Genomic DNA, 22,864 nt, shown 5'->3' with positions numbered 1-22,864 from the left:
TCACTCCATTGTTTTATTCTCATTTTTATTTAGTTCGAGTACATTTAGCTCGAATCCGTGTACATATAGACTGTATTCACCATCAATGACGAAGCGCCAAGCTGGTGTTAATACTTGAAGATTACTCATATCGACATACGTATGAAGCCCAAGCTCTGGTTCTGATACTTTACTGCCAGACGGGATCTTGCCACTATTGTATAAAGAAGATAATGCTTCAGATGGCGGCTTGATCAATTTTTGATCATCCTCAATTGGTTCAATTGTTTCCAAGTATGTTTGTGTATAAGAGACAATTTCATTATTTTCATTTAAGAAGAAGGTTAATTCAGCATTTTTATTTTGGTAGATGATTTTCTCTTGGTATGTTTGATAATACGTAATGGTATTGCCTTTCTTCTCCCAAAAACGATACTCATTACCGTATAAGACTTGACTCTGAATAAAGGACTCTAATTCCTTTGGATCAAAGTCTTCACTTACTTTCATCAATGGCTTATTGACATCAAATATATACTCGACACCGCCATCAACCTTAATGTCTTCTCCATTCAGGCTCTTCAATTCATCTTTTTCAAACTCTTTAGGAGTTGCCCGTAACAACTGGCCACTGACTTCTTCTGTCGTAAAAATATTTGCGTCATATGAAATGTCATCATCCTTTAATTTTTCTTCTAACGTGCTTGATAAAGGAAATTCCGTTTCTTGTTCTTTTGCTTGGACGACAGTAAAGTACTCATACAATAAATAGACATTGAGCACAAGAAAGGTCAGTATAAAAATGGTTTTTATTTTGCTCCAATCCATCTACTTTCCCCTCCTGCCTCAATTTGGTATAAACTCATCCTTGGTAAACTTCTTCCACTCATTATTATAACGATAATACCAAGCTGGCTGCAAATTGATGATTTCCGAATTAGTTGTAGCCACATTCTTTTCTACCTTCATCTCGTAAGCCACCGTTACATCTTGCAGCAAGTCACGCTCAAAATTAGGTAGCTGCTCGATCTCTTCGATGACTTCTTTACCGGATAGTAAACGGCTTTCCTCCCCACCACTCACAATCGTTCCGAGTGCGAAGTTGCTACGCGTATATTCATTAATGTCTGTATCACCAAGCTCTACTTCTATCTTCGCTCGATGATAATCACTAAAGATGGGAATTCCTTGTTGGTTATGAAATAATCGGAAGACAACCTTATTACTCTCTGGTACCTCTTCAAAGTAACGATAATTGCCTGTCCAGCCCTTATGTGCATTCATAAAATCAATGCTTCGTCGCAGTAGATTCATCCCAACAAACTCATCACCAACAACAGAAGAGATGTTTTTATAAGAAATCATATTGCGATCTTCATAGACACGCATAATACTCGTACTATCGGTATATTCAATCATGGATGGTTGAGTTGTACTCTCTTGTACAACAGATGGATCACTAAATAATGACTCCATCAATGTACGTGGTTTGATTTTATCCATTAAATAGATGCGTTGTGTCGATACAGGAATATGCTCATCCGGTACATAAATCACGCGATCATTCTGGCCCTTATAACCAAGAAGCGAATAGAAATCTTCATCTTCACTGGCCGTCTCGTAATACTTCGTACGGAAATCAGCCATCGATGGACCTTGCACTTCTCCACGGTAGACCGTACCTTGATCTCTCGATATAAAATAGGCTAAACCGACATCATCCTCTATAGAAGTCGTGTCAATCATCATTGTGTCAAATGAAAAATCGGTAGCGTTCTTATCAATATTGGGCATGACTTCGCGAAAAGCATTAAGTGAAACGTCATCTGGGTAGACCATTATAGAATGTCCTGACTCTTCTATCCATTCATGTAATGAACCGATATCGTTGGAGACATTAGCTAGATTTAATAGTTCCCATTTGTTCATATCATTAGTGATTTGGTCGATTTCCGCAGATAGGGTTGTTCCAATTTTCTTATCATCGTAGAAATGAATAAGCTGACTAGGTCTAATGACTTCACTATACTCTTTGTCATCTCCTATCGGTTCAATCGCTTGTCCTGGGTTCTCGACAGGCGTTAAATTAGGTCGATACGTCCATAAATTAAACGTCAATAAGATACTACAACCTACTAAGATAATTAATAGGATATTCTTTATCTTCTCATAGGTCATTCCCAATCATCCTCTTCGGAACGGATATACGGCAAGCTAAAGGAGATCGTTGTTCCTTTTCCTTCAATACTTTCCGCCCAAATTTCTCCACCGTGCGCTTCTACCATTTCCTTGGCAATCGCTAGTCCTAATCCCGTTCCTCCTAATTTTCTTGTTCTTGCTTTATCTACACGATAAAAACGATTAAAGATTTTTGATACATTTTCTTTCGGTATACCCATGCCTTCATCAGCTACGCTTATGATTAAATACCCCTCTTGTTCTTCAATACTGAAGGTAATCTTTCCTCCTTCAGGTGAGTATTTCATCGCATTGGAGATGATATTATCAAGTACCTGAGTGAGTTTATCTGTATCAATCTCAACAAAATCAGCCGTTGTTGGCACCCTACGTTCGAAAGTGACATTTTGTTGTTTCGTGAACTCAAAGCGATCAATAATTCGGTTATAGAATTGTGTGAAATCAACCCACTCTTTATTTAATTGATAATCGCTACTGTCCATTTTCGATAGCTGCAATAAATCATTGACCAAGCGAATCATTCGCTCCGTCTCATTTTGAGTGACATCAAGGAAATTCGGAGCAATCTCTTTATCCTGCCACGCACCATCTGTTAATGCTTCTAAATAACTGCGCATCGTCGTTAGTGGTGTTCTTAGCTCATGTGAAACGTTAGCCACAAATTCGCGGCGCTCTTCTTCAATTTTTTCTTGCTCGGTAATATCATGTAAAACGGTTATAAGTCCATTAATAAAGCCTGTTTCCTTTTGAATAACTGAAAAATTGGCCCTTAAAATAAGATTGCTCTTTTCATCACTATAATCTAAGATAACCGATTCTCTCTCTTCAAGTAGCTCTTCAAATGTGTAGTCTTCTTCCAACCCTAATAATGAAACAATTGAATTAGATAAGACTGTTTCACGTGAAACATGCAACATTTCTGCAGCAGGTTCGTTGATGAGAATGACACGCCCTTTGCGGTCAGTGGCAATAACGCCATCTGTCATAAAGGTGAGGACCGATGATAGTTTCCTTCTTTCCCCTTCAGTGGTAGCTTGTGCTTCCTGCAGCTTTCTAGTCAAACTATTAAAGGTCATAGCTAATTGACCAATTTCATCTTGGCCATAGATTTTTACTTTTCTAGAATAATTTCCTTTTGCCATTGCTAACGCTTGTTTTCTCATATCGGTGATAGGTCTTGTAATGGTTTGCGCAAGTAACACACTGAGCACAGCGGTTAAAATAAGAGCAATTGCTGTACCTGTTGAGAAGATTTTGATAATCTCCCTCATCTGTGTATAGACATTCTCAATTTTAGACGTGACATAAATCACACCTTTTACGTCATTATCAATAATAATTGGTTTAATGTAGATCCATACTCGCTTGCCATTAATGACACTATCCTGTTCATTCGGTTGACCATTTTTAATTGACGTACGAATAAGCGCATTAGACATCTTCTGACCAACCTTTGATTGATCAGAAACATTCGATGTCCCTAGCACTCTCATAGACGTGCCCTCAATAACGGCGACTTCACTAATATCATCAGTGTTGTAGTCCTGCAATAGTCTGCGCAGGTCCACCTCCAATGTGGCATCACCGTCTTCCGGCACTCGTTCTTTCACAAATTGTTCTTCTAAATAATAAGATAGCAGCTTCATCTGGTTTTCAATCGTTGTTTTAAAGTTAGCGTTTAACGTATCCTCTAATTGCCTGACGAAATAAGCACTGACAATTTGCATGGCAATGAGGATGAGCAACACATATATAATGACGAATTTCAGATGAATTGATCGAAAAAATCCTACCTTGTTCATGTTCTACTTACTCCTGTTCTGGATTTCGCAAGTAGTATCCGACACCTCTTCTTGTAACGATCCATGTCGGATGACTTGGATTGTCTTCGATTTTTTCACGCAAACGTCTAACGGTTACGTCAACTGTTCTAACATCTCCGTAATAATCGTAGCCCCAAACAGTTTGAAGTAAATGTTCACGCGTCATTACTTGTCCAATATGCTTAGCTAAATAATGAAGTAATTCGAATTCTCTATGCGTTAGTTCGATCGTTTCACCGCGTTTAGACACGATGTATGCGTCCGGGTGAATCGTGAGTGAGCCGACCTCAATTTCATTACTTTCATCTTCTTCATCCACTTTTGATGCAATTTGTTGATGACGACGAAGATTGGCTTTTACTCTGGCAATTAATTCCCTTGTGCTGAATGGTTTTGTTACATAGTCATCTGCTCCTAGCTCTAGCCCTAATACTTTATCAATTTCAGAGTCCTTTGCTGTGAGCATAATAATCGGCATATCATATTTCTTTCTTACTTCTCGGCAAACTTCAATGCCGTCTTTCTGTGGAAGCATAATATCTAATAGAATCATATCAGGCTTTACTTCTTCTACTTTTTCCAATGCGGAGACACCGTCATATACACAAGTTACATCGAAGCCTTCTTTATTTAAGTTAAACTGTAATATATCTGCAATTGGTTTTTCATCATCTACTACAAGAATTTTCTTATCCATCGTTGTTCTCCTTTATCCAATTATTATCTACTATCGTCACAATCATGTATCTTTTTCAAGATTATCATATCTAAGCTTATTGGGCTTGTAAAAGCATTTTGTAAAATTTCGTCAGCATGTATCCTACTCTACTTTATCACGTTACATACAAGTACGCATCATTTGTAATGTATCATATATGTACAAGTTATGGAAAAGCAAGATAGAAGGGGCTTTTTGTTTTGCGAGCGCTCTTAGATGGAACCTTGTCATACACACAAAAAAGCACGATAACTTCTGTTTATCAAAGCAGAGTTATTCGTGCTTAATGTTAGCTAAAACACTCATGTCCCAGCGCTTTTTTGATCATTGACTAATATAGTCTAATGGGTTTTTCAACTGACCATCTTTGTATAGTTCAAAATGAAGGTGAACACCTGTTGAGTTACCAGTAGAGCCCATCACACCTAACTTAGAGCCTTTCGTAACTGTCTCTCCTGTACTCACTGAGAGAGAATCTAAATGAGCATACAAGGTACGGTAGCCATTTTGATGGTCTATTTCTACTTTATAGCCATAGCTGCTACTAAAGCCAGCTGAAATGACCTTTCCATTATCGGCTGCTTTAATGGTTCGATCACTTGGTCTGGCAATATCGATCCCTTTGTGGAGCTTCCCCCAACGATGACCAAGCTCGCTTGACACATATCCACCAACTGCTGGCCAAGCAAAGTCACCATCGCCAACATCTGGATTTTTTGTTCCTTTAATAATGATTTCCTCTACAGGCTCATCAATGATTTCCTCTTTTAGTTCACTTTTATCGACTTCTTCACCATTTGATTCTTTCATATGGTATAACACGTTACGTTTTCCTTTTTTCCCTTCTTGCTTTACTTTCTCTTCCCCTTTCAACCTATCATCATCTTCTATTACTTTTGTGTGAAAGGGAATGTCTTCTTCTATATATGCTGATCTATTCGTAATCACATCAACGTACGGTTCGATTGTTTCAACAACAAGTTCTTGACCAACCTTTAGTACATCTTCTTGACCTATATCATTCAGGTCTTCAAGTTCTTCTGTAGATAAATGATATTCGTCAGCAATCGTACTAATAGAGTCGCCTTCTTCAACTCTATATTTCTCTTGTTCTACTGTTCCTTTATTTAAGAAATTGATGACCTCATCAACAGACTGCACCTTGTTCGGATCTACTTTTTCTTTCTTCCATTCTATTTCCTCGGAAAATTTTGCATTCAACAGTCGGGTATCACCAATGGCTAATTCTGGTAGTGGTTCTTCTTCTTCTGAGCGCTCTTTTAACTCTTTATAGTCTTTTTCAGAAATGTACTGTAACTGTAGTTGCTGAAGCACTTCATTCGCTTCTTCTTGATTCTTTACATAAGCAACTGTTTCACCATCAATTTCTAGTGCGAAAGCATCTGCTTTAATAGAGATCCCTCTCAGCGCGTTTTCTGACGTTAACTCTTTGTCAGTTGCTTCATTAAAGGCTTTCTCTTCATCTTCAGGTAGATAGGAGAGCTCATGGTCTAACGCCTTTTGTATGCCCTCATAGGACTTCCCTTGGTTTTCAAGTTCATCCTCTACTATATTTTCAATCACTTGGGGATTATCAACTGTCCCCACATATTGATCACCGATATATACATAATACAAATCCGACTCTTCTGCTTCTACTAATACTGATGTGGATCCGCTCCACGCTAAACAACCACCAATCATAACGATTGCGGCCGCTTTTTTCCATTTATGTGTAACACGCTTAGATGTATGTTCTGTATATGTAGTCAGTCTTTGCTTCCATTGCTTCATGGTTCTTCCCCCTATACTACTTTACACCTTCTGATTCTTATTAGTGCTATCAGACTAATCACTATTGCACCTAACTAATGTACCATATCGTCATTTTTACGCGTTTGATGTCTCTGTAATGTAATTAAACTGTATTTATGGTGACATAGTTTGACGTAATATAGGAAAAAACTACATAGAAAAGGGGGCATTTTGTCATATGATTGTAATAGAGGAAGGAGAAAAACATAAAAAAAGAGAGCACGAATTAAATTCATACTCCCTTTTTGATGGCTCAGGACGGAATCGAACCGCCGACACAAGGATTTTCAGTCCTTTGCTCTACCGACTGAGCTACTGAGCCATAAAAACAGCTTATCCAATTTTCATAATCACTATACAAGTGAATCATGGCGGTCCGGACGGGACTCGAACCCGCGACCTCCTGCGTGACAGGCAGGCATTCTAACCAACTGAACTACCGGACCAAATCTATATAAAATTCGTAATCAATGAAAGAATGAGCGCTTGCATCCCTATGATTACTACTATTAAAAAAGATGACCCCTACGGGATTCGAACCCGTGTTACCGCCGTGAAAGGGCGGTGTCTTAACCGCTTGACCAAGGGGCCATACGAATATAAAAATGGTGAGCCATGAAGGACTCGAACCTTCGACCCTCTGATTAAAAGTCAGATGCTCTACCAACTGAGCTAATGGCTCGCTTTTTTAAAATTTGAAGCGTTTTCTTTTCTTGACGACGCTTTTTATATTATCATAGGGTGATAGCTTTGTACACTCCTTTTTTAATATTTTTTCAGAAAAACTTTTTCTAGTTAAAATCCTCTCATCACTTATCTAATAAAAAAGAAAAAAACTAAATAACATGGGTCATTTAGTCTTTTTTTCAGTAGATGGATGTGTGAGTTTAATTGCCCCTAAAATAAGTGGGATTTGTAGCGGTAAACGCATCCATAAAAATAACGGATGAACCTTTTTACCATTATAGAAAGTATTATTTTTTACTGCCATATTGATATTCGCTGGGAAAACAAGCACCATGAAGAATGAAAGCAGCTTACCTACTAGGCTTTGACCTCTTTTCGCCCAAAGTAACATCGCAAATGCGACCTCCAGCACACCTGTAATGAGGACAATCCCTTTTTTAAACGGTAAAGATTCCGGCACAATCTTACGAAAATTTCGTTCTCGGACAAAATGAAGGACTCCTGCTACAAACAAGATCAATGAATAAATGCCTTTTAATATTTTCAAATTCTCCCACCACCTTTGTACGTTCAATGCCCTAATTTTTTGCTTTCTAAACCATTCTACTATCCTCAACATCACTCTATGTAAAAGTGACGACTCCACCTTTTCATCTTTATAGTGAAGTCGTTTATTTAGATTTTTAAGGATGATTATTTCCATCCAATCTACTCATTAGAGAAGCTAATTGATTTTTCAAATCTTTTATTTCACGACTAATTGTTGCATTTTCCAGTTGTAAAGCCCTGCATCTTTACGTCACTCTCTTCTTTTTTGCGTATGATATTCCTGCATCGTCACAACGCTTTGCTTTTGCAGCTCTTCTATCACTGCTATGTCTCTTTTTAACTTTCGGTTTTCATCATCATTCGGCTTGATCAAAACTAATACTTGGTTCTCCCCTGTCCGTTTAATGACGCGGAACCCATCCGTTGCTCTCGTAGCAATTCCTTCATCATTTGGCTGACAATACTCATTGACTTCACATGTACCATTATCTGTTACAAGAATTGGCCCACTAGATGAAAATAGATAAAAACGGCTTGTACAAACACCTATACAATGTTGAAGGTAGAAAAAAAAGACCGTACCTTCTAAAGGTACGATCTTAAAAAGCTTATTTTTTAGTTTTGTCTCCAAGGGCTTAAGACCACATTTGTTTGCGTACGGTCAGGGCCAACAGAGAATACTGACAATGGAATGCCTGTTAATTGAGAGACACGCTCTAAGTAGTGACGTGCATTTGCTGGCAACTCATCTAAAGATTTGCAAGCTGTAATATCTTCTGTCCAGCCTGGCAGCTCTTCATATACTGGTTCGCAATCAGCAAGGACTTTTAGGCTCGCTGGGAATTCTTCAATGATTTCGCCTTTGTAGCTATAAGCTGTACAGATTTTCAAAGTATCAATACCTGTAAGAACATCAATAGAATTAAGTGAAAGGTCTGTAATTCCACTTACACGACGAGCATGTCGAACAACGACACTATCAAACCAACCAACACGACGAGGACGACCTGTTGTTGTACCATATTCACGACCAACCTCGCGGATTTGATCACCAATCTCATTATTTAATTCAGTTGGGAAAGGTCCATCTCCTACACGAGTTGTGTATGCTTTGGAAACCCCAACAACATGTTTAATTTTTGTTGGTCCAACACCAGAACCGATTGCTACACCGCCAGCTACTGGGTTAGAAGAGGTAACGAATGGATATGTTCCTTGATCAATATCAAGCATAACCCCTTGTGCACCTTCAAATAATACTCTACGGCCATCATCAAGTGAATCATTCAATACAACGGATGTATCACATACATATTTCTTCACTTGTTGACCGTACTCATAATATTCGTCAAGAATGTCTTCCATTTTGAAGCCTTCAGTTTCATAAATTCTTTCAAGTAAACGGTTTTTATCCGCTAAGTTACGAGCTAGCTTCTCTTCAAATACTTCTTTATCTAATAAATCTGCGATACGGATTCCAACACGAGCGGCTTTATCCATATAAGCAGGTCCGATTCCTTTTTTCGTTGTACCAATTTTGTTATCGCCTTTGCTGTTTTCTTCTACCTCATCTAATTTTAAATGGTAAGGTAAAATGACATGGGCGCGGTTACTTATACGTAAATTATCTGTTGTCACGCCTTTTTCATGTAAGTAAGCCAATTCTTGTACCAATGCTTTTGGATCAACGACCATCCCGTTACCAATGACACAAATTTTATCACTATAAAAAATACCTGATGGAATTAAATGCAATTTATACGTTTCACCGTTAAATTTAATTGTATGTCCAGCGTTATTACCGCCTTGATATCTTGCGATCACTTCCGCATTCTCTGATAGAAAATCCGTGATTTTCCCTTTACCTTCGTCTCCCCATTGTGTTCCTACAACAACTACTGATGACATTACGAATGCACCTCCGAGGTTTCTTTTTCCCTTATCAAACAAACTAATTCTACAATTTTATTATGATAAAGTCAACAAAACACGAACATTTTATTCATACAACGAAAAATACGTTCGTGAAACAATTTGTGTAATCTTCCATCAAGGGTTGGATGACACCTGTTTTTACTGCTTCTCAGTTATTTGAACTCCATTAGTAAATATACGAAAATAAAAAAAAGGTTAGGTGGTTTTTGTACTATTATCTTATATCGTATTGATTTTTATTAAATATATGGGGGATTATTTTTGCTCGGATATGTTTGTGCTTTTTCTTCCTGATGTAAAAGCTAACCATTTTTATTCCGCTAACTTTTCAATTTTCTCCACTGATGAACGAGCAATCCACTCTTGCTCCGCTATCTTTCCCATCTCTCCACTGATGTACAAGCAATTCACTTCTGCCCCTTTATCTTTATAATTTTCGCCCCTAAACCACTCCTTCTCCACCATTTTCACCAATATCTATCTCACAACACATGCAAATCTCACCCCTCCTTTTATATTTACCCATTTGTCGCGACTTCCATTAAAAAAGAGGGAACCAGCCAAATGCTGTTTCCCTCTTTATGCCCCAGGCGGAGCAAATGAATCGTCAAATCTTTTTTCTAGGTTGACGAATTTATTATATTCTTTGACGAAGGCGAGCTGGACGGTACCAACCGGGCCGTTACGTTGTTTTGCGATGATGATTTCGATGATATTTTTGTCTTCGGACTCTTTGTCATAATAATCATCACGATATAAGAAGGCAACGATATCAGCATCCTGCTCAATACTTCCTGATTCACGTATATCAGACATCATTGGACGTTTATCTTGTCGTTGCTCAACGCCACGGGATAGCTGAGATAAGGCAATAACAGGTACTTGCAGCTCCCTCGCAAGTGCTTTTAGGGAACGAGAAATTTCAGAGACTTCTTGCTGACGGTTTTCACCAGAACGTCCGCTACCTAAAATAAGCTGCAAATAGTCGATGAGGATCATGCCTAAGCCATGTTCCTGCTTCAAGCGACGACATTTTGAACGAATTTCAGTGATTCTAACACCAGGTGTATCATCAATAAAAATGCCCGCATTCGATAGGCTCCCCATCGCCATCGTCAGCTTGCCCCAATCATCATCGGTTAAAGAACCTGTTCTGAGACGTTGTGCATCGATATTTCCTTCCGCACAAAGCATACGCATAACGAGCTGTTCAGCACCCATCTCCAAACTAAATATCGCAACATTTTCCTGTGTTTTTACGGCAACATTTTGCGCGATATTTAAGGCAAAAGCTGTTTTACCAACGGAAGGTCTAGCGCCAACGATAATTAAATCATTGCGTTGAAAGCCTGCTGTCATATGATCAAGCTCAGCAAACCCAGTCGCTATTCCAGTGATATCACCTTTACGGTTATGCATGACCTCGATATTATCATACGTACGAACAAGCACATCTTTAATATTGTGGAAAGCTCCTGCATTTTTACGTTGCGATACTTCTAATATATTTTTTTCTGCTTCGCCAAGTAGTGATTCAACTTCATCTTCTCTCGCATATCCATCTTGGGCAATGTCTGTTGCCGTACGGATGAGTCTACGTAAGATCGATTTTTCTTCTACTATCTTAGCATAATATTCTATATTTGCTGCTGTTGGAACAGATGCAGCTAATTCACTTAAATAAGTTACTCCGCCTGTATCCTCTAACATTTTGGCTGCGTTTAATTCTTCTGTTACTGTTACTAAATCAACGGCTTCTCCCTTGTCATTTAGTTTCAGCATGACATTAAAAATTCTTTGATGAGCCGCTCTATAGAAATCTTCAGGAATTAATAGTTCTGAAGCCATTGTTAACGAGGAAGGCTCCAGAAAGATTGCGCCTAGAACAGCTTGTTCAGCCTCTATGTTTTGCGGAGGGAGACGATCAGCAAATAATTCACTCAAAACAAATAGAACCCCCTCATACTGACACATTTTAAACACGTTAGATGACAAAAATGTGATCAGCCTTCACCGATCACATTTTTTCACTCTATTATTTTACCATGAATTCTTTTGATGCGTTGTTAAATTCTTTAATTGGCTTCTTTTACATGTACATTTAACGTAGCTGATACTTCTGTGTGCAGTTTAACCGGTACTTTTGTGTATCCTAAAGTACGAATGGCGTCACTTAATTCGATTTTGCGCTTGTCGATTTTAATATCATGCGCCTTCTTTAATTCTTCGGCAATTTGCTTGCTTGTAATCGAACCGAATAGACGACCGCCCTCTCCAGCTTTTGTTGAAAATTCGAGTGTCAACTTCTCCAATGTTTCTTTTAATTGTTTCGCTTCTTCTAACTCAGCTGCTGCTTCTTTTTCTTCTTTCTTTTTTTGTGCATTCAATGAACTCACATTTGAGTTATTTGCTTCTACAGCGAGTCCTTGTTTAATTAAAAAGTTATGTGCATAGCCGTCTGCTACGTTCTTCACTTCACCTTTTTTCCCTTTTCCTTTAACATCTTTTAAGAAAATGACTTTCATTCTTCTTTTCTCCCTTCTAAATACTCATCAATTGCTTCTTTTAATTTACCTTCCACATCATTGATTGAGACATCATCTAATTGAGTAGCAGCATTTGTCAAATGGCCGCCCCCTTCTAGCGCCTCCATAATGACCTGTACGTTAATATCACCTAATGAGCGAGCACTCACACCAATCATTTCATCAGCACGATAAGAAATGACGAATGAAGCTGTCACACCGTCCATTGCCAGTAATGTATCGGCTGCTTGCGCAATTAACACTTGGTCGTATATATCGTCCTCAGCACCTTTAGCAATGGCAAGGCCATTTCGGTAAAATTCTACCGTTTCAATGATTTTCGCCCGTTTAATATACGTGTCGACATCTTCTTTCAAGAATCGTTGCACAAGGACTGTATCCGCTCCTAGTCCTCTTAAATAAGATGCTGCATCAAAGGTTCTGGCGCCGGTTCTTAACGTAAAGCTCTTCGTATCAACGATAATACCTGCGAGTAGTGCAGTCGCCTCAAGCATATCAATTTTACGATTCTTCGGTTGATATTCTAGCAATTCCGTCACTAATTCTGCTGTTGAAGAGGCATAAGGCTCCATATAAACGAGCAGCGGATTTTTTATAAAATCTTCGCCGCGACGATGATGATCAATCACAACTACATCTTCTATTTTAGCAAGCAATCGCTCTTCTATCACCATAGAAGGCTTATGGGTATCAACAACAACAAGTAAAGTATCGTCAGTTGCCAGCTCTAACGCTTGATCTGGCGTGATGAATTTCGCATAAAGCTCTTCTTTTTTCTCTATCTCACCCATTAAACGATTTACGCTTTGATCAAATTCGTCTTTATTAACGACAATATAGCCATCACGATGGTTCATCTCTGCTACCTTCTGAATACCAATGGCAGCACCAATTGCGTCCATATCCGGTCGTTTATGACCCATGACGATGACTTTATCACTTTCTGAGACTAATTCCTTTAAAGCGTGCGAAATAACGCGTGCCCGCACCCTCGTGCGTTTCTCAACGGGGTTCGTCTTCCCTCCGAAAAATTTCACTTTCCCATTTGGCTGTTTAATTGCTACTTGGTCACCACCTCTACCGAGAGCAAGGTCTAAACTAGACTGAGCTAAGACACCTAGTTCTGGCAAATCGGAAACCCCTGCTCCGACACCTATACTTAATGTGAGTGGCACATTTTGTTTTGCCGTCGTTTCTCTGACAAAATCAAGAATGGTGAATTTACTTTTCTCAAATTGGTCCAAAATACTTTCGTTAAAGACGGCGATAAACCGCTCTGAAGATACGCGCTTAAAGAAAACGCCATTTTCCATGGCCCATTTATTCAGAATAGAGGTGACAAGATTATTCAAACTACTTCTTGTCTGGTCATCCATTCCTTGTGTTAAATCATCATAATTATCTAAAAAGATAATAGCAATAACGGTACGTTCATCTTCGTATAATTTTTCAATCTGCGTTTGCTCTGTTACATCAAAGAAATAAAGCAGACGTTCATCAGGCTTATGTACCACACGAAATTTGCGATCTGTTAGCGTAATGGTTTCTGATTCAATCTCTTTCTTAATGATAGGGATTAAGGCATCTGCCACATCATAAAGTGATCTCCCTACCAATGTATCTTCCCCAAAGCATGATGCCATATAAGGATTCGTCCAATCGATATAATACTCATCATTAATCAGCATAATTCCAATTGGCATCTCCATTAATGCTTCTTCCCCTACCTTTTTCACACGGTAAGATAAGGTCGATATGTACTCCTCTGTTTCCTTCCTCTGCTCATAATCAAACTTAAATAATAGGTAGAAAGGAATGCCGAAAAGGAGGAGCGCAACGAGACTCAATATCCAATTGTACAACGCCATAATCGCTAGAAGAACGACGGTTATACCAATTAAAGCAAACAGGCAATAACGCATCGTTTTCTTTTCTAAATACGAGGGCATGTTTTCAACTCCTAAACAGTAGTGTTATGCATCCCTATTATCTAATCGTTTTCTTAAATCAAATCCTATATCAATTATACCTAATATCCTCACAATATAAAGGAAGATTGGCATTAAAAAGGTAAATATGAGGATGGCAATAGGCACAATCTTTGGCCAATTCTTTAATCTGCTATAGAAGAAGATAAAGGCGAGCCCTTGAATCACCATAATTAACTGTAAAACGAAAAGGAGATTCATAATGGCCATCGTTGTAAAAGAACCTTCCTCTGGTCTCATGACAATTTGGGCAAGGATGGTTAATAAATAATACCATAAAATACTTTTCGGGAAACTGATATCGGCAAATGAGCGCCATTTTTTCACTTCAATACCAAATCTCCTGACAATGGGTACGCCAATCAGCTGAATAATAAATACATACATTGCAGAAGAAAGCACAAGGAGACTTGGAAGTAATGTCTCTAATGCAGTAATTGTCGCTTCTAACTGCTTGATAATTTGTTCTGCTTCATTATTATCTATCGTAGATAACATGTTTTTTGTCATATCCATTGATTGCTCAAGAACTACTTTTAGTTCCTCAACAAAATTGATATTCAATAGCACGTTCATGCCAGCAAAAACGAGTAAAAACATCGCTAAAAACGCTAAAGAACCACCGAGCAACATCGCTGTCCGTTCTTTCTTCAGCTTAATTAACTCTCCTATCACTAAACCTGTTAAGCCAAAGATAAGGGTTAATGGAATGGCTGTAATGGTTCCAACAATGAATGAAATCAAAATAGCCGCAACAAAAAAGATAGCCGCATCACTACGCTTATTTTTAGCGGCAAATAACATAAATGGAACCGGTAAGCCGAAAGTGACAATCGTTCCGATAATCGGCAAATAAAGGGACATCAATAGTAACACAGCAAAAGCAGCTAATAAAACTGCCCCTTCAGTAAGTTTATGTACATTTTTCAAATAGATTCACCTCTCAAATTGGGCACAAGCCCGCATCTATTATTGTATACACTCATGGATAGGTATTCAACTGAATGAATGCTTCATTTCGTGTAAATATATTCTTTCATAACCAAATCATCCTTATCTATCATAGAAAACAGGCAATCATGCAAAAAACCTCCAAGAATGAAGGTTCAATCATTCTAGAAGGTTCTCATTACGATTTTCCCTTTTATGCTTCGGTTGAAACGACCTTGGTTTGGTCAGTTTGTTGTAATAGGTTAAAAAACTGTTTATTTCTTGTATGATAAAGAATCATACAAATAATACTGCCTCCTGAAACGAGCATGATCACCCATATTGGCCACCATTCAAGAAATAAACCAAATAGGATATACCCTAAAGGTGTTGCTGCACTCGCACCTGTTTCGAGTATGGCCATCACTCTTCCCCGATATTCATCTTTTGTACTTTTTTGAATGAGTACCATCACCGGAATATTAATAATCATGATTGCTGCCGCTAGGAGTAGCACAATCCCTATTAAATAAACGAAGACCACTTGATTAGAAATCTCTATCAGTTGTGGCATCCCTATTAACATTAACAATATTCCCAAGCACACCATACCAATTCCAATACTTAATGATTTATTTTTCATCTCTGCTTTTAACGACAGAATCGTACTCATTACTAACATGCCCACAGCAAAGCTACCCTCAATCAGACCAAATTGATAAGTTGGCATTTGGCGAATCGTAAGAACGAGATAAGGTAGTGCTACGGGAAAAACTGCAAACCAAAAATTCACCCATATAGACATAAAGATTAATTGCCGAAGCAAGGTTTGTTTTTTTACATAGGATAGACCATCTCTCAACTCGGTCTGAATCGTTCCTGCTTGTTGTTTTTCTGTTTTTTCGACAAATAAGTAATAGTTAATAAAAAGACTGGCTATACCGGAAAGGAAAAATCCACAAATGTTGATCATCATGAAGCTTGAGAGAGGTAATAGTCCGAAAAGGATGCCTCCAAGTATTGGCCCTAATATAACGGAGAAGGAGGCCACGGCCTGGTTGAGAGACATTGCTTTTTGTAGGAAATCTGGACCGACCATATTGTATATGGAGGACATCACTGCTGAAGAATAGAAGGTATTGATGATACTGAGTACGCATGTCGCTAAATAAAGTAGCCAAATGTCCTGTGTGACAAAAATAAACAAACCACAAATAACGGCAATCCAAAGGGCACAAGCAAAATTGGTTGTAATAATGATTCTTTTACGGTTCCATCGGTCGCTCAATGTCCCAGCAAGTGGGGCGAGTATAATACGAGGTAGAATAGTAAGTAAGAGGGTAATCGAAAAGTTGACGGCCGAACCGGTAACCGCAAGAACATATAATCCTATCGCGAAACTATAAATAGAGGACCCAAACACAATCACTACTTTCGCTAAGAGAAACAGCACCAAATTCTTTTTTATGGCTGCTGACGATGGCATTTAACTTTCCCCCTCTTTCGGTAGTTTCTTAAACGAGCAATTCACTTCATAAGTATCACGATTTTTTGTCTGCTCATCAGGTTTAACCGTCTTTTTAAAATACTTCAAAAACAGCTCATCTACCTCATTTTGAAATAATTGCAGCTCTCCTTTGGTTAAAGATAAAGTCGTTCCCCTTGTGCTTTTTCCTTTATCCTCAACATTCGCACCTGTTTGATTAAGATGAAATTGATTCGCCTTCGCTCGGTAATACTTTTCGATAATGCCTTTGTACTCCTTCGTTGATTCAATCTCTAAAATGTTTCCCTTATAAAGTTGCTGAATATGGTAATGGATACTACCTGCTGATTTCCCCAACTCATCTGCTACTTGCTTCGCTGTGAGCGCACGTTCCGACAGTAAAAAGATAATTTTCATTCGCAACGGATTAGAGATTAGTTTTTGTTGATGTATATCAATATTCATGGACTTCCATTCAAAAGATGTCATTTTCACCTCTCCTATCTAATTGTATTGTATGTTCTAGATTAATAATACGTTCTAACTTTTTAGAATGCAAGGTATATTTTTAAATATTCTAATTATTAAAAATGTGGATAATCTCAACTCAGGGAATGTCGACCATCGGATTGATTCATATGAGACTCTATATGAGCACAAGGAGCGGAAATAAAAAGCTTTGTGTTTCTAACCGCTACAAATAATGAGTGCTAACTGGGTTTACTCAGCTATCTTCCAATTGTTTTCGCTCTAACCCAATCAGATTTTTTACTTTGGGGCAATTTTTGACTCGTTTCTGTCCGAATCCTATCAAATTTTTAACCTTGGTCAGGTTTTTGACGCGTTTCCACCCGAATCCTATCAAATTTTTACTCTTGGCCAGGTTTTTGATGGATTTTCCACCTGAACCCTATCAAATTTCTACCTTTACCCAGGTTTTTGACGCGTTTCCACCCAAATCCTATCAAATCTCTACTCTTGGCCAGGTTTTTGATGAGTTTCCACCTGAATCCTACCAAATTTCTACTCTGCGCCCATTTCTTGATGCGTTTTCACCTGAATCCTATCAATTTTCTACCCTTCCCCCATTTTTTGACGCGTTTCCACCTGAATCCTATCAATTTTCTACCCTTCCCCCATTTTTTGACGCGTTTTCACCTGAATCCTATCAAATTTCTACCTTTACCCAGGTTTTTGACGCGTTTCCACCCGAACCCTATCAAGTTTCTACTCATCGCCAGGTTTCCGACTCGTTTGAAACATGTGTTCAAACAAACTAAATTAAACCTAAAAAAACACAGTAGGCACGAAGCCTACTGTGTTTGAACTTTTACTTATTATTCACCTGAAACGAATGGAAGTAAAGCCATTTGGCGAGAACGCTTAATAGCAATCGTTAATTTACGTTGGTATTTAGCGTTTGTGCCTGTTACACGACGAGGTAAAATTTTACCACGTTCAGAGATGAATTTTTTTAGAAGATCTACATCTTTATAATCGATGTGAGTGATTCCGTTTGCAGTAAAATAGCAAACTTTACGACGTTTCGCACGTCCTCCTCTGCGTCCACCAGCCATGTTTTGTCACTCCTTTTCCTATTATTTTTTCAAAGCCTTATTGGTTTAGAACGGAAGATCGTCATCGGAAATATCGATTTGACCGTTATTAGCGAATGGATCTTGATCTACACGAGTTTGGCCTTGGTTGCTGCGGTTATTATCATATGGTCGTTGATTCTGATTATTGTTGCCACCATAAGAATAATCATCTCTCTGGCCACCATATTGATTCGAGCCACCTTGTGAGCCTGCAGCATTTCTTGGTTCAAGAAACTGTACGCTTTCTGCCTGAACTTCAGTCACATATACACGTTTGCCATCTTGTCCTTCGTAATTACGTGTTTGCAAGCGCCCATCGACACCAGCTAGGCTTCCTTTTTTAAGGAAGTTCGCTACGTTTTCAGCAGGCTTTCTCCAAACAACGCAATTAATGAAATCCGCTTCTCTATCTCCATTTTGATTCGTAAATGTACGATTCACAGCAAGAGTAAAAGTAGCCACTGCTACTCCATTCGGTGTATAACGTAATTCTGGGTCTTTCGTTAAACGCCCCACTAGAACTACACGATTCATCATCAGAATCAACTCCTTTCGATAAAATTAAGCATATTTATTATTTCTCGTCTTTAACAACGATGTATCTGATAATATCTTCACTGATTTTTGCAAGACGAGTGAACTCATCAACTGCTTTAGAATCAGCATTAATGTTTACTAATTGGTAGTATCCATCACGGAAATCATTGATTTCGTAAGCTAAACGACGCTTACCCCAGTCTTTTGACTCGTTGATTTCAGCACCGTTATCAGTAAGGATTGCGTCGAAACGCTCAACTACAGATTTCTTTGCCTCATCTTCAATGTTTGGACGGATGATGTACATAACTTCGTACTTTTTCATCACTTTCACCTCCTTTTGGTCTAAACGGCCCGTGTGAGGGCAAGGAGCAATTATTCATTACTCACAAGGTAAAAGTATATCATACGTTTGGTCAATATGCAATTGCCTCAAAAGGAAAAACAGAGAGACGAAACATAAATAGAAAAAAACGAATACGATGAAACATTTTTTGCGGTTAAAGCATTATGACGATACGCCTCTGCAACTCTATAGAAAAACCCCAATAAATTCTTTGTTACAAGAATTCATTGGGGATTTTATCAAACGTTAAATCGGAAGTGCATAACATCTCCGTCTTGAACGATGTATTCTTTTCCTTCTAAGCGAACTTTTCCAGCTTCTTTCGCTGCATTCATATTACCAGCAACAACTAGGTCGTCGTAGGAAACCGTTTCAGCACGTATGAAGCCTTTTTCGAAGTCACTATGGATGACACCGGCACATTGTGGTGCTTTCATTCCTTTACGGAAAGTCCAAGCACGTACTTCTTGTACGCCAGCTGTAAAGTAAGTAGCTAAGCCAAGTAAGCTGTACGATGCTTTAATCAATTGATCTAAACCTGATTCTTCAATACCAAGCTCTTCAAGGAACATTTCCTTCTCTTCTCCTTCAAGCTCAGCAATTTCTGATTCGATTTTTGCACAAATGACAATCACTTCTGCATTATCTGCGGATGCAAATTCTTTTACTTTTTGAACGTATTCATTAGTAGAAGGATCAGCCACATCATCTTCACCAACATTCGCTACATAAAGCATTGGCTTAATCGTTAGTAAGTGTAACCCTTTAACCAATTTCATTTGTTCTTCTGTAAATTCTACTGTTCTTGCAGGTTGATCTGCTTCGAAAGCTTCTTTTAATTTTTCAAGAATTTCTAATTCAAAAACAGATTCCTTATCTTTTTGTTTCGCAAGCTTACTTACACGTACAATGCGTTTTTCAATGGATTCTAAGTCAGCTAAAATCAGTTCCAAGTTGATTGTTTCGATATCATCAATCGGATTCACTTTTCCTGATACGTGAGTAATATTATCGTCAGCAAAACAACGAACCACTTGGCAAATCGCGTCCACTTCACGGATATGTGAAAGAAACTTATTACCAAGTCCTTCACCTTTACTTGCCCCTTTAACAATTCCAGCAATGTCTGTAAATTCAAAAGCGGTAGGTACCGTTTTCTTTGGTTGAACAAGTTCAGTTAACTTCGCTAATCTTTCATCCGGTACTTCAACAATACCGACATTAGGATCTATCGTACAAAACGGGTAGTTCGCTGATTCAGCACCCGCTTGAGTTATTGCATTAAATAAGGTGGATTTACCGACGTTCGGCAAACCGACAATTCCAGCTGTTAATGCCATTTAGGTCACTCCTAATCATTTAATCTATCTAAGAAAAATTATTAATCGATTTTTATACAAGCCTTTAACAATTATAGAGATTTGTATAAAAATAAGCAAGTTCACTAAGCGTTCTAAGAAAAGCGCAAGGCGCCCGTCTATCGGCGACAAGCATAAGACGAGCCGGTGGAAAGGTTGTTCTTTAACCTTTTTGACGAATTGGCTTAGACCATAAAGCCGATAGCGCCTGGAGCTAGACATGAAAACTCATTGAAAAACACACTTTCTTATCTGCAAAAAAATGGTAAAGACAACCTTTACCATTGATTACGCCAATACTTTTTTTAGTTTTCTTGTAAATTCTCTTCTTGGAATCATTACACTATGACCGCAACCTTCACATTTAATGCGAATATCCGCGCCCATACGTATAATTTTCCATCGATTTGCTCCACATGGGTGAGCCTTTTTCATCTCAACAATATTATTAAGATCAAATTGTTTTTCTTCCAATTTCATCACCCTTTTCTTCAACTTCTATTTCACTATTATACCTTGTCCTACTAATATATTTCCAATAAACATCAGAGGAAAATATATTTCGTGTCCTAATCACGTATAGAATGAGTGAATATTCCGTATACTATTACTACTATTCAATTCAATCGCTAAAAAAGAAAGTAAAGCGCTCTTTTCTATAGAGTGACATTGAAGGAGTGACGCTTGATGAATTTTTATCCACGTATTTTTGATAAGAAACCTAAATTAACCTCTCGGATTCCACACGATGAACAAAGTGCTACTAATAAACTTGCTCATGAAATCAAGCAGTTTCTCCCGAGTAATATACAAGAAAGACCATTCGTCCTTATTTGTATCGGTACGGACCGCTCTACCGGTGACTCGCTCGGTCCATTAGTTGGAACCTTATTAAAAGAACGATCTATTCCTAACCTTCATGTATTCGGCACATTAGAAGACCCTATTCATGCAGTAAATTTATCTGAAAAACTGTCATATATTGAAGAACAATTTCCTAATGCTTTTATTATCGGCATTGATGCCTGCTTAGGGCGTGTAAAAAGTGTGGGGATTATTCAAATTGCTGATGGTCCTGTCAAACCAGGTGCTGGAGTAAATAAGGATTTACCTGAAGTTGGTGATATACATATTGCTGGCATCGTTAATGTGAGCGGGTTTATGGAGTTTATGGTATTACAGAATACAAGACTGAGCTTAGTCATGAATATGGCCAAAACCATTGCCAATGGCATCCATGAAGTAACTTTGATGGAAAAAGCTAATTTTATCCCTATCGACTGGGGGAAAGAGCAGACTTTATAATATGACCCAAGAGTTTCCGACTGACAATAAATATGAGATCTACCGATACGTGACGATTTTCGTTTTTCTAGACGCAAATCGCCGCGTATTTTCTTTGGAATCGACATAAATAAAGACATTTTGGAAAGCTGATTTGATGAGGCTGGAATGCATAAAACCATGATGAAGAAAGGAAGCAGGTTGAGTAGTCTAACTGCTTTTGCCCATGAATCTTTCTACGCATTGGATCTCGAATATCTCATTCAACCCTATATTAAAGACTTGAAACCAAAGAAAAACGAACAATCCATGCCTATCAAGGATTGTTCGTTACTTAAATTAAAAGAAGTAATAGAAAGAAACGACAAGGGCTGTGACAAAAATACCCGGTAAAAGATTTGCTACCCTGATTTTTGTTAATCCCATTAAGTTTAAGCCGATAGCAAAAATCATTAAGCCGCCTGTAGCTGTCATTTCTAGAATAAAGCTGTCCATCCACGCTTGGGGAATCCATTTATCAATCTGTGTCGCAAATAACGCAATCAATCCTTGATAGATAAAGACAGGGATGGCTGAGAATATGACACCGATACCTAAAGTGGTCGTTAAGATTAGAGCCGTGAAGCCATCTATAATTGATTTTGTATATAAAACCGAATGATCTCCACGAATCCCACTATCTAACGCACCGATGACACCCATTGCACCAATAACAAAAATTAATGTTGCTGTGACAAATCCTTGAGAGATGCTACCTTGATGATTGGATCCAATTTTATTTTCTAATAGAATACCGACTTGATTGAGTCTATCTTCTAATTTTAACCATTCTCCAAGCATCGCCCCAAAAACGAGGCTAAGAATGACCACTAAGAAGTTTTCACTCTTAAGCCCCATCTGTAAACCAAGTACCATTACTGCCAAGCCAATAGCTTGCATCACTGTATCCTTCATTTTTTCAGGGATACGATTAAGGAACTTACCGATTAATGTACCTACAATAATTAATAGTGAATTGACTACTGTACCTAATAAAAACATTAGAGCTACCCAAATATACTTTCTATCTTTTCATGATGTCTATCT

At 38.3% G+C, this 22,864-nt stretch carries 22 protein-coding genes, 4 tRNA genes and 1 pseudogene; 2 read left to right on the top strand and 25 right to left on the bottom strand.

Annotation, left to right across the window (positions count from 1 at the left end; all coding sequences use genetic code 11):
* From MKX29_RS09315 to MKX29_RS09225, 19 genes and pseudogenes are all read right to left on the bottom strand, one after another.
* A complete protein-coding gene (locus MKX29_RS09315; RefSeq protein ID WP_095371359.1) occupies nt 1–807 on the bottom strand; it encodes a two-component system regulatory protein YycI in 807 nt (268 codons plus the stop codon).
* A gap of 18 nt (nt 808–825) precedes the next feature.
* On the bottom strand, nt 826–2,157 hold the full coding sequence (locus tag MKX29_RS09310; protein WP_224936995.1) for a YycH family regulatory protein: 1,332 nt from the start codon (nt 2,155–2,157) through the stop codon (nt 826–828).
* On the bottom strand, nt 2,154–3,980 hold the full coding sequence (gene walK, locus MKX29_RS09305) for a cell wall metabolism sensor histidine kinase WalK (protein ID WP_095371357.1): 1,827 nt from the start codon (nt 3,978–3,980) through the stop codon (nt 2,154–2,156). Before walK ends, MKX29_RS09310 begins: the two co-directional genes overlap by 4 nt.
* Before the next feature lie 7 nt (nt 3,981–3,987).
* Complete coding sequence (gene yycF, locus MKX29_RS09300) at nt 3,988–4,698, bottom strand: response regulator YycF (protein ID WP_095371356.1); 711 nt, start codon at nt 4,696–4,698, stop codon at nt 3,988–3,990.
* Nucleotides 4,699–5,043: 345 nt separating this feature from the next.
* The gene (locus MKX29_RS09295; RefSeq protein WP_341105133.1) at nt 5,044–6,513 is read right to left on the bottom strand and encodes a M23 family metallopeptidase; all 1,470 of its coding nucleotides are present in this window, start codon (nt 6,511–6,513) and stop codon (nt 5,044–5,046) included.
* 270 nt (nt 6,514–6,783) lie between these two features.
* Nucleotides 6,784–6,856 (bottom strand) — tRNA-Phe (locus MKX29_RS09290).
* Between the two features lie 47 nt (nt 6,857–6,903).
* A tRNA-Asp gene (locus MKX29_RS09285) sits at nt 6,904–6,980 on the bottom strand.
* Between the two features lie 73 nt (nt 6,981–7,053).
* Nucleotides 7,054–7,125: transfer RNA gene (locus tag MKX29_RS09280), tRNA-Glu, on the bottom strand.
* Between the two features lie 15 nt (nt 7,126–7,140).
* Nucleotides 7,141–7,216, bottom strand: a tRNA-Lys gene (locus MKX29_RS09275).
* A gap of 168 nt (nt 7,217–7,384) precedes the next feature.
* Nucleotides 7,385–7,768 (bottom strand): DoxX family protein, encoded by a 384-nt coding sequence (locus MKX29_RS09270; protein ID WP_224936997.1) that lies wholly within the window; start codon nt 7,766–7,768, stop codon nt 7,385–7,387.
* Nucleotides 7,769–8,134: 366 nt separating this feature from the next.
* Nucleotides 8,135–8,278, bottom strand: a pseudogene (locus MKX29_RS09265) (peptidase G2 autoproteolytic cleavage domain-containing protein); the annotation flags it as partial.
* Between the two features lie 107 nt (nt 8,279–8,385).
* Nucleotides 8,386–9,678 carry an adenylosuccinate synthase gene (locus tag MKX29_RS09260; protein ID WP_224936998.1) on the bottom strand — a complete coding sequence of 431 codons (1,293 nt, stop codon included), beginning with the start codon at nt 9,676–9,678 and terminating at the stop codon, nt 8,386–8,388.
* A gap of 339 nt (nt 9,679–10,017) precedes the next feature.
* Entirely contained in the window at nt 10,018–10,176 is a 159-nt protein-coding gene (locus MKX29_RS09255) for a hypothetical protein (RefSeq protein ID WP_341105131.1), read from the bottom strand.
* A 108-nt stretch (nt 10,177–10,284) separates the two neighbouring features.
* Complete coding sequence (gene dnaB / locus MKX29_RS09250) at nt 10,285–11,649, bottom strand: replicative DNA helicase (protein ID WP_224937000.1); 1,365 nt, start codon at nt 11,647–11,649, stop codon at nt 10,285–10,287.
* Between the two features lie 131 nt (nt 11,650–11,780).
* Nucleotides 11,781–12,230 (bottom strand): 50S ribosomal protein L9, encoded by a 450-nt coding sequence (gene rplI, locus MKX29_RS09245; protein WP_095371350.1) that lies wholly within the window; start codon nt 12,228–12,230, stop codon nt 11,781–11,783.
* Nucleotides 12,227–14,200 carry a DHH family phosphoesterase gene (locus tag MKX29_RS09240; RefSeq protein WP_224937001.1) on the bottom strand — a complete coding sequence of 658 codons (1,974 nt, stop codon included), beginning with the start codon at nt 14,198–14,200 and terminating at the stop codon, nt 12,227–12,229. Before MKX29_RS09240 ends, rplI begins: the two co-directional genes overlap by 4 nt.
* A gap of 24 nt (nt 14,201–14,224) precedes the next feature.
* Nucleotides 14,225–15,169 carry a YybS family protein gene (locus MKX29_RS09235; protein ID WP_224937002.1) on the bottom strand — a complete coding sequence of 315 codons (945 nt, stop codon included), beginning with the start codon at nt 15,167–15,169 and terminating at the stop codon, nt 14,225–14,227.
* A gap of 214 nt (nt 15,170–15,383) precedes the next feature.
* Entirely contained in the window at nt 15,384–16,655 is a 1,272-nt protein-coding gene (locus tag MKX29_RS09230) for an MFS transporter (RefSeq protein WP_224937003.1), read from the bottom strand.
* Nucleotides 16,656–17,144 carry an ArsR/SmtB family transcription factor gene (locus MKX29_RS09225; protein WP_224937004.1) on the bottom strand — a complete coding sequence of 163 codons (489 nt, stop codon included), beginning with the start codon at nt 17,142–17,144 and terminating at the stop codon, nt 16,656–16,658.
* Nucleotides 17,145–17,440: 296 nt separating this feature from the next.
* Between MKX29_RS09225 and MKX29_RS09220 the strand changes: the two genes are divergently transcribed.
* Nucleotides 17,441–17,935 carry a hypothetical protein gene (locus MKX29_RS09220; RefSeq protein ID WP_341105129.1) on the top strand — a complete coding sequence of 165 codons (495 nt, stop codon included), beginning with the start codon at nt 17,441–17,443 and terminating at the stop codon, nt 17,933–17,935.
* A 57-nt stretch (nt 17,936–17,992) separates the two neighbouring features.
* On the opposite strand, the gene rpsR is transcribed toward MKX29_RS09220, so the two are convergent.
* From rpsR to MKX29_RS09195, 5 genes are all read right to left on the bottom strand, one after another.
* Nucleotides 17,993–18,232 (bottom strand): 30S ribosomal protein S18, encoded by a 240-nt coding sequence (gene rpsR / locus MKX29_RS09215; protein WP_095371345.1) that lies wholly within the window; start codon nt 18,230–18,232, stop codon nt 17,993–17,995.
* A 45-nt stretch (nt 18,233–18,277) separates the two neighbouring features.
* Nucleotides 18,278–18,790, bottom strand: coding sequence for a single-stranded DNA-binding protein (gene ssb / locus MKX29_RS09210; RefSeq protein ID WP_095371344.1), 513 nt, complete (start codon nt 18,788–18,790; stop codon nt 18,278–18,280).
* 37 nt (nt 18,791–18,827) lie between these two features.
* Nucleotides 18,828–19,115: a 30S ribosomal protein S6 gene (gene rpsF, locus MKX29_RS09205; protein WP_095371343.1), complete on the bottom strand. Its 288-nt coding sequence runs from the start codon at nt 19,113–19,115 to the stop codon at nt 18,828–18,830.
* A gap of 260 nt (nt 19,116–19,375) precedes the next feature.
* Nucleotides 19,376–20,476, bottom strand: coding sequence for a redox-regulated ATPase YchF (gene ychF / locus MKX29_RS09200; RefSeq protein ID WP_341105128.1), 1,101 nt, complete (start codon nt 20,474–20,476; stop codon nt 19,376–19,378).
* A 306-nt stretch (nt 20,477–20,782) separates the two neighbouring features.
* A complete protein-coding gene (locus MKX29_RS09195; RefSeq protein WP_180317033.1) occupies nt 20,783–20,974 on the bottom strand; it encodes a DUF951 domain-containing protein in 192 nt (63 codons plus the stop codon).
* A gap of 207 nt (nt 20,975–21,181) precedes the next feature.
* Between MKX29_RS09195 and yyaC the strand changes: the two genes are divergently transcribed.
* Nucleotides 21,182–21,799, top strand: a complete 618-nt coding sequence (gene yyaC / locus MKX29_RS09190) for a spore protease YyaC (RefSeq protein WP_224937006.1) — start codon at nt 21,182–21,184, stop codon at nt 21,797–21,799.
* A gap of 318 nt (nt 21,800–22,117) precedes the next feature.
* On the opposite strand, the gene MKX29_RS09185 is transcribed toward yyaC, so the two are convergent.
* Nucleotides 22,118–22,819, bottom strand: a complete 702-nt coding sequence (locus tag MKX29_RS09185; protein ID WP_095371339.1) for a DUF554 domain-containing protein — start codon at nt 22,817–22,819, stop codon at nt 22,118–22,120.
* Between the last annotated feature and the right edge of the window lie 45 nt (nt 22,820–22,864).

Origin of the sequence: Cytobacillus sp. FSL R7-0696, assembly GCF_038006865.1 — a bacterium.
Taxonomy (GTDB): domain Bacteria; phylum Bacillota; class Bacilli; order Bacillales; family Cytobacillaceae; genus Cytobacillus; species Cytobacillus kochii.
The sequence above is the reverse complement of the archived record's forward strand: the minus strand, read 5'-3'. Positions and strand labels throughout refer to the sequence as shown.

Bases quoted from the DNA above. Each gene is read 5' to 3' on its own strand.
- MKX29_RS09185 (WP_095371339.1), bottom strand. From the start codon at position 22,819: ATGTTTTTATTAGGTACAGTAGTCAATTCACTATTAATTATTGTAGGT.
- MKX29_RS09315 (WP_095371359.1), bottom strand. From the start codon at position 807: ATGGATTGGAGCAAAATAAAAACCATTTTTATACTGACCTTTCTTGTG.
- MKX29_RS09295 (WP_341105133.1), bottom strand. From the start codon at position 6,513: ATGAAGCAATGGAAGCAAAGACTGACTACATATACAGAACATACATCT.
- ssb (WP_095371344.1), bottom strand. From the start codon at position 18,790: ATGATGAATCGTGTAGTTCTAGTGGGGCGTTTAACGAAAGACCCAGAA.
- MKX29_RS09260 (WP_224936998.1), bottom strand. From the start codon at position 9,678: ATGTCATCAGTAGTTGTTGTAGGAACACAATGGGGAGACGAAGGTAAA.
- yycF (WP_095371356.1), bottom strand. From the start codon at position 4,698: ATGGATAAGAAAATTCTTGTAGTAGATGATGAAAAACCAATTGCAGAT.
- MKX29_RS09230 (WP_224937003.1), bottom strand. From the start codon at position 16,655: ATGCCATCGTCAGCAGCCATAAAAAAGAATTTGGTGCTGTTTCTCTTA.
- walK (WP_095371357.1), bottom strand. From the start codon at position 3,980: ATGAACAAGGTAGGATTTTTTCGATCAATTCATCTGAAATTCGTCATT.
- rpsF (WP_095371343.1), bottom strand. From the start codon at position 19,115: ATGAAAAAGTACGAAGTTATGTACATCATCCGTCCAAACATTGAAGAT.
- MKX29_RS09195 (WP_180317033.1), bottom strand. From the start codon at position 20,974: ATGAAATTGGAAGAAAAACAATTTGATCTTAATAATATTGTTGAGATG.
- rplI (WP_095371350.1), bottom strand. From the start codon at position 12,230: ATGAAAGTCATTTTCTTAAAAGATGTTAAAGGAAAAGGGAAAAAAGGT.
- yyaC (WP_224937006.1), top strand. From the start codon at position 21,182: ATGAATTTTTATCCACGTATTTTTGATAAGAAACCTAAATTAACCTCT.
- MKX29_RS09240 (WP_224937001.1), bottom strand. From the start codon at position 14,200: ATGCCCTCGTATTTAGAAAAGAAAACGATGCGTTATTGCCTGTTTGCT.
- ychF (WP_341105128.1), bottom strand. From the start codon at position 20,476: ATGGCATTAACAGCTGGAATTGTCGGTTTGCCGAACGTCGGTAAATCC.
- MKX29_RS09225 (WP_224937004.1), bottom strand. From the start codon at position 17,144: ATGACATCTTTTGAATGGAAGTCCATGAATATTGATATACATCAACAA.
- rpsR (WP_095371345.1), bottom strand. From the start codon at position 18,232: ATGGCTGGTGGACGCAGAGGAGGACGTGCGAAACGTCGTAAAGTTTGC.
- MKX29_RS09310 (WP_224936995.1), bottom strand. From the start codon at position 2,157: ATGACCTATGAGAAGATAAAGAATATCCTATTAATTATCTTAGTAGGT.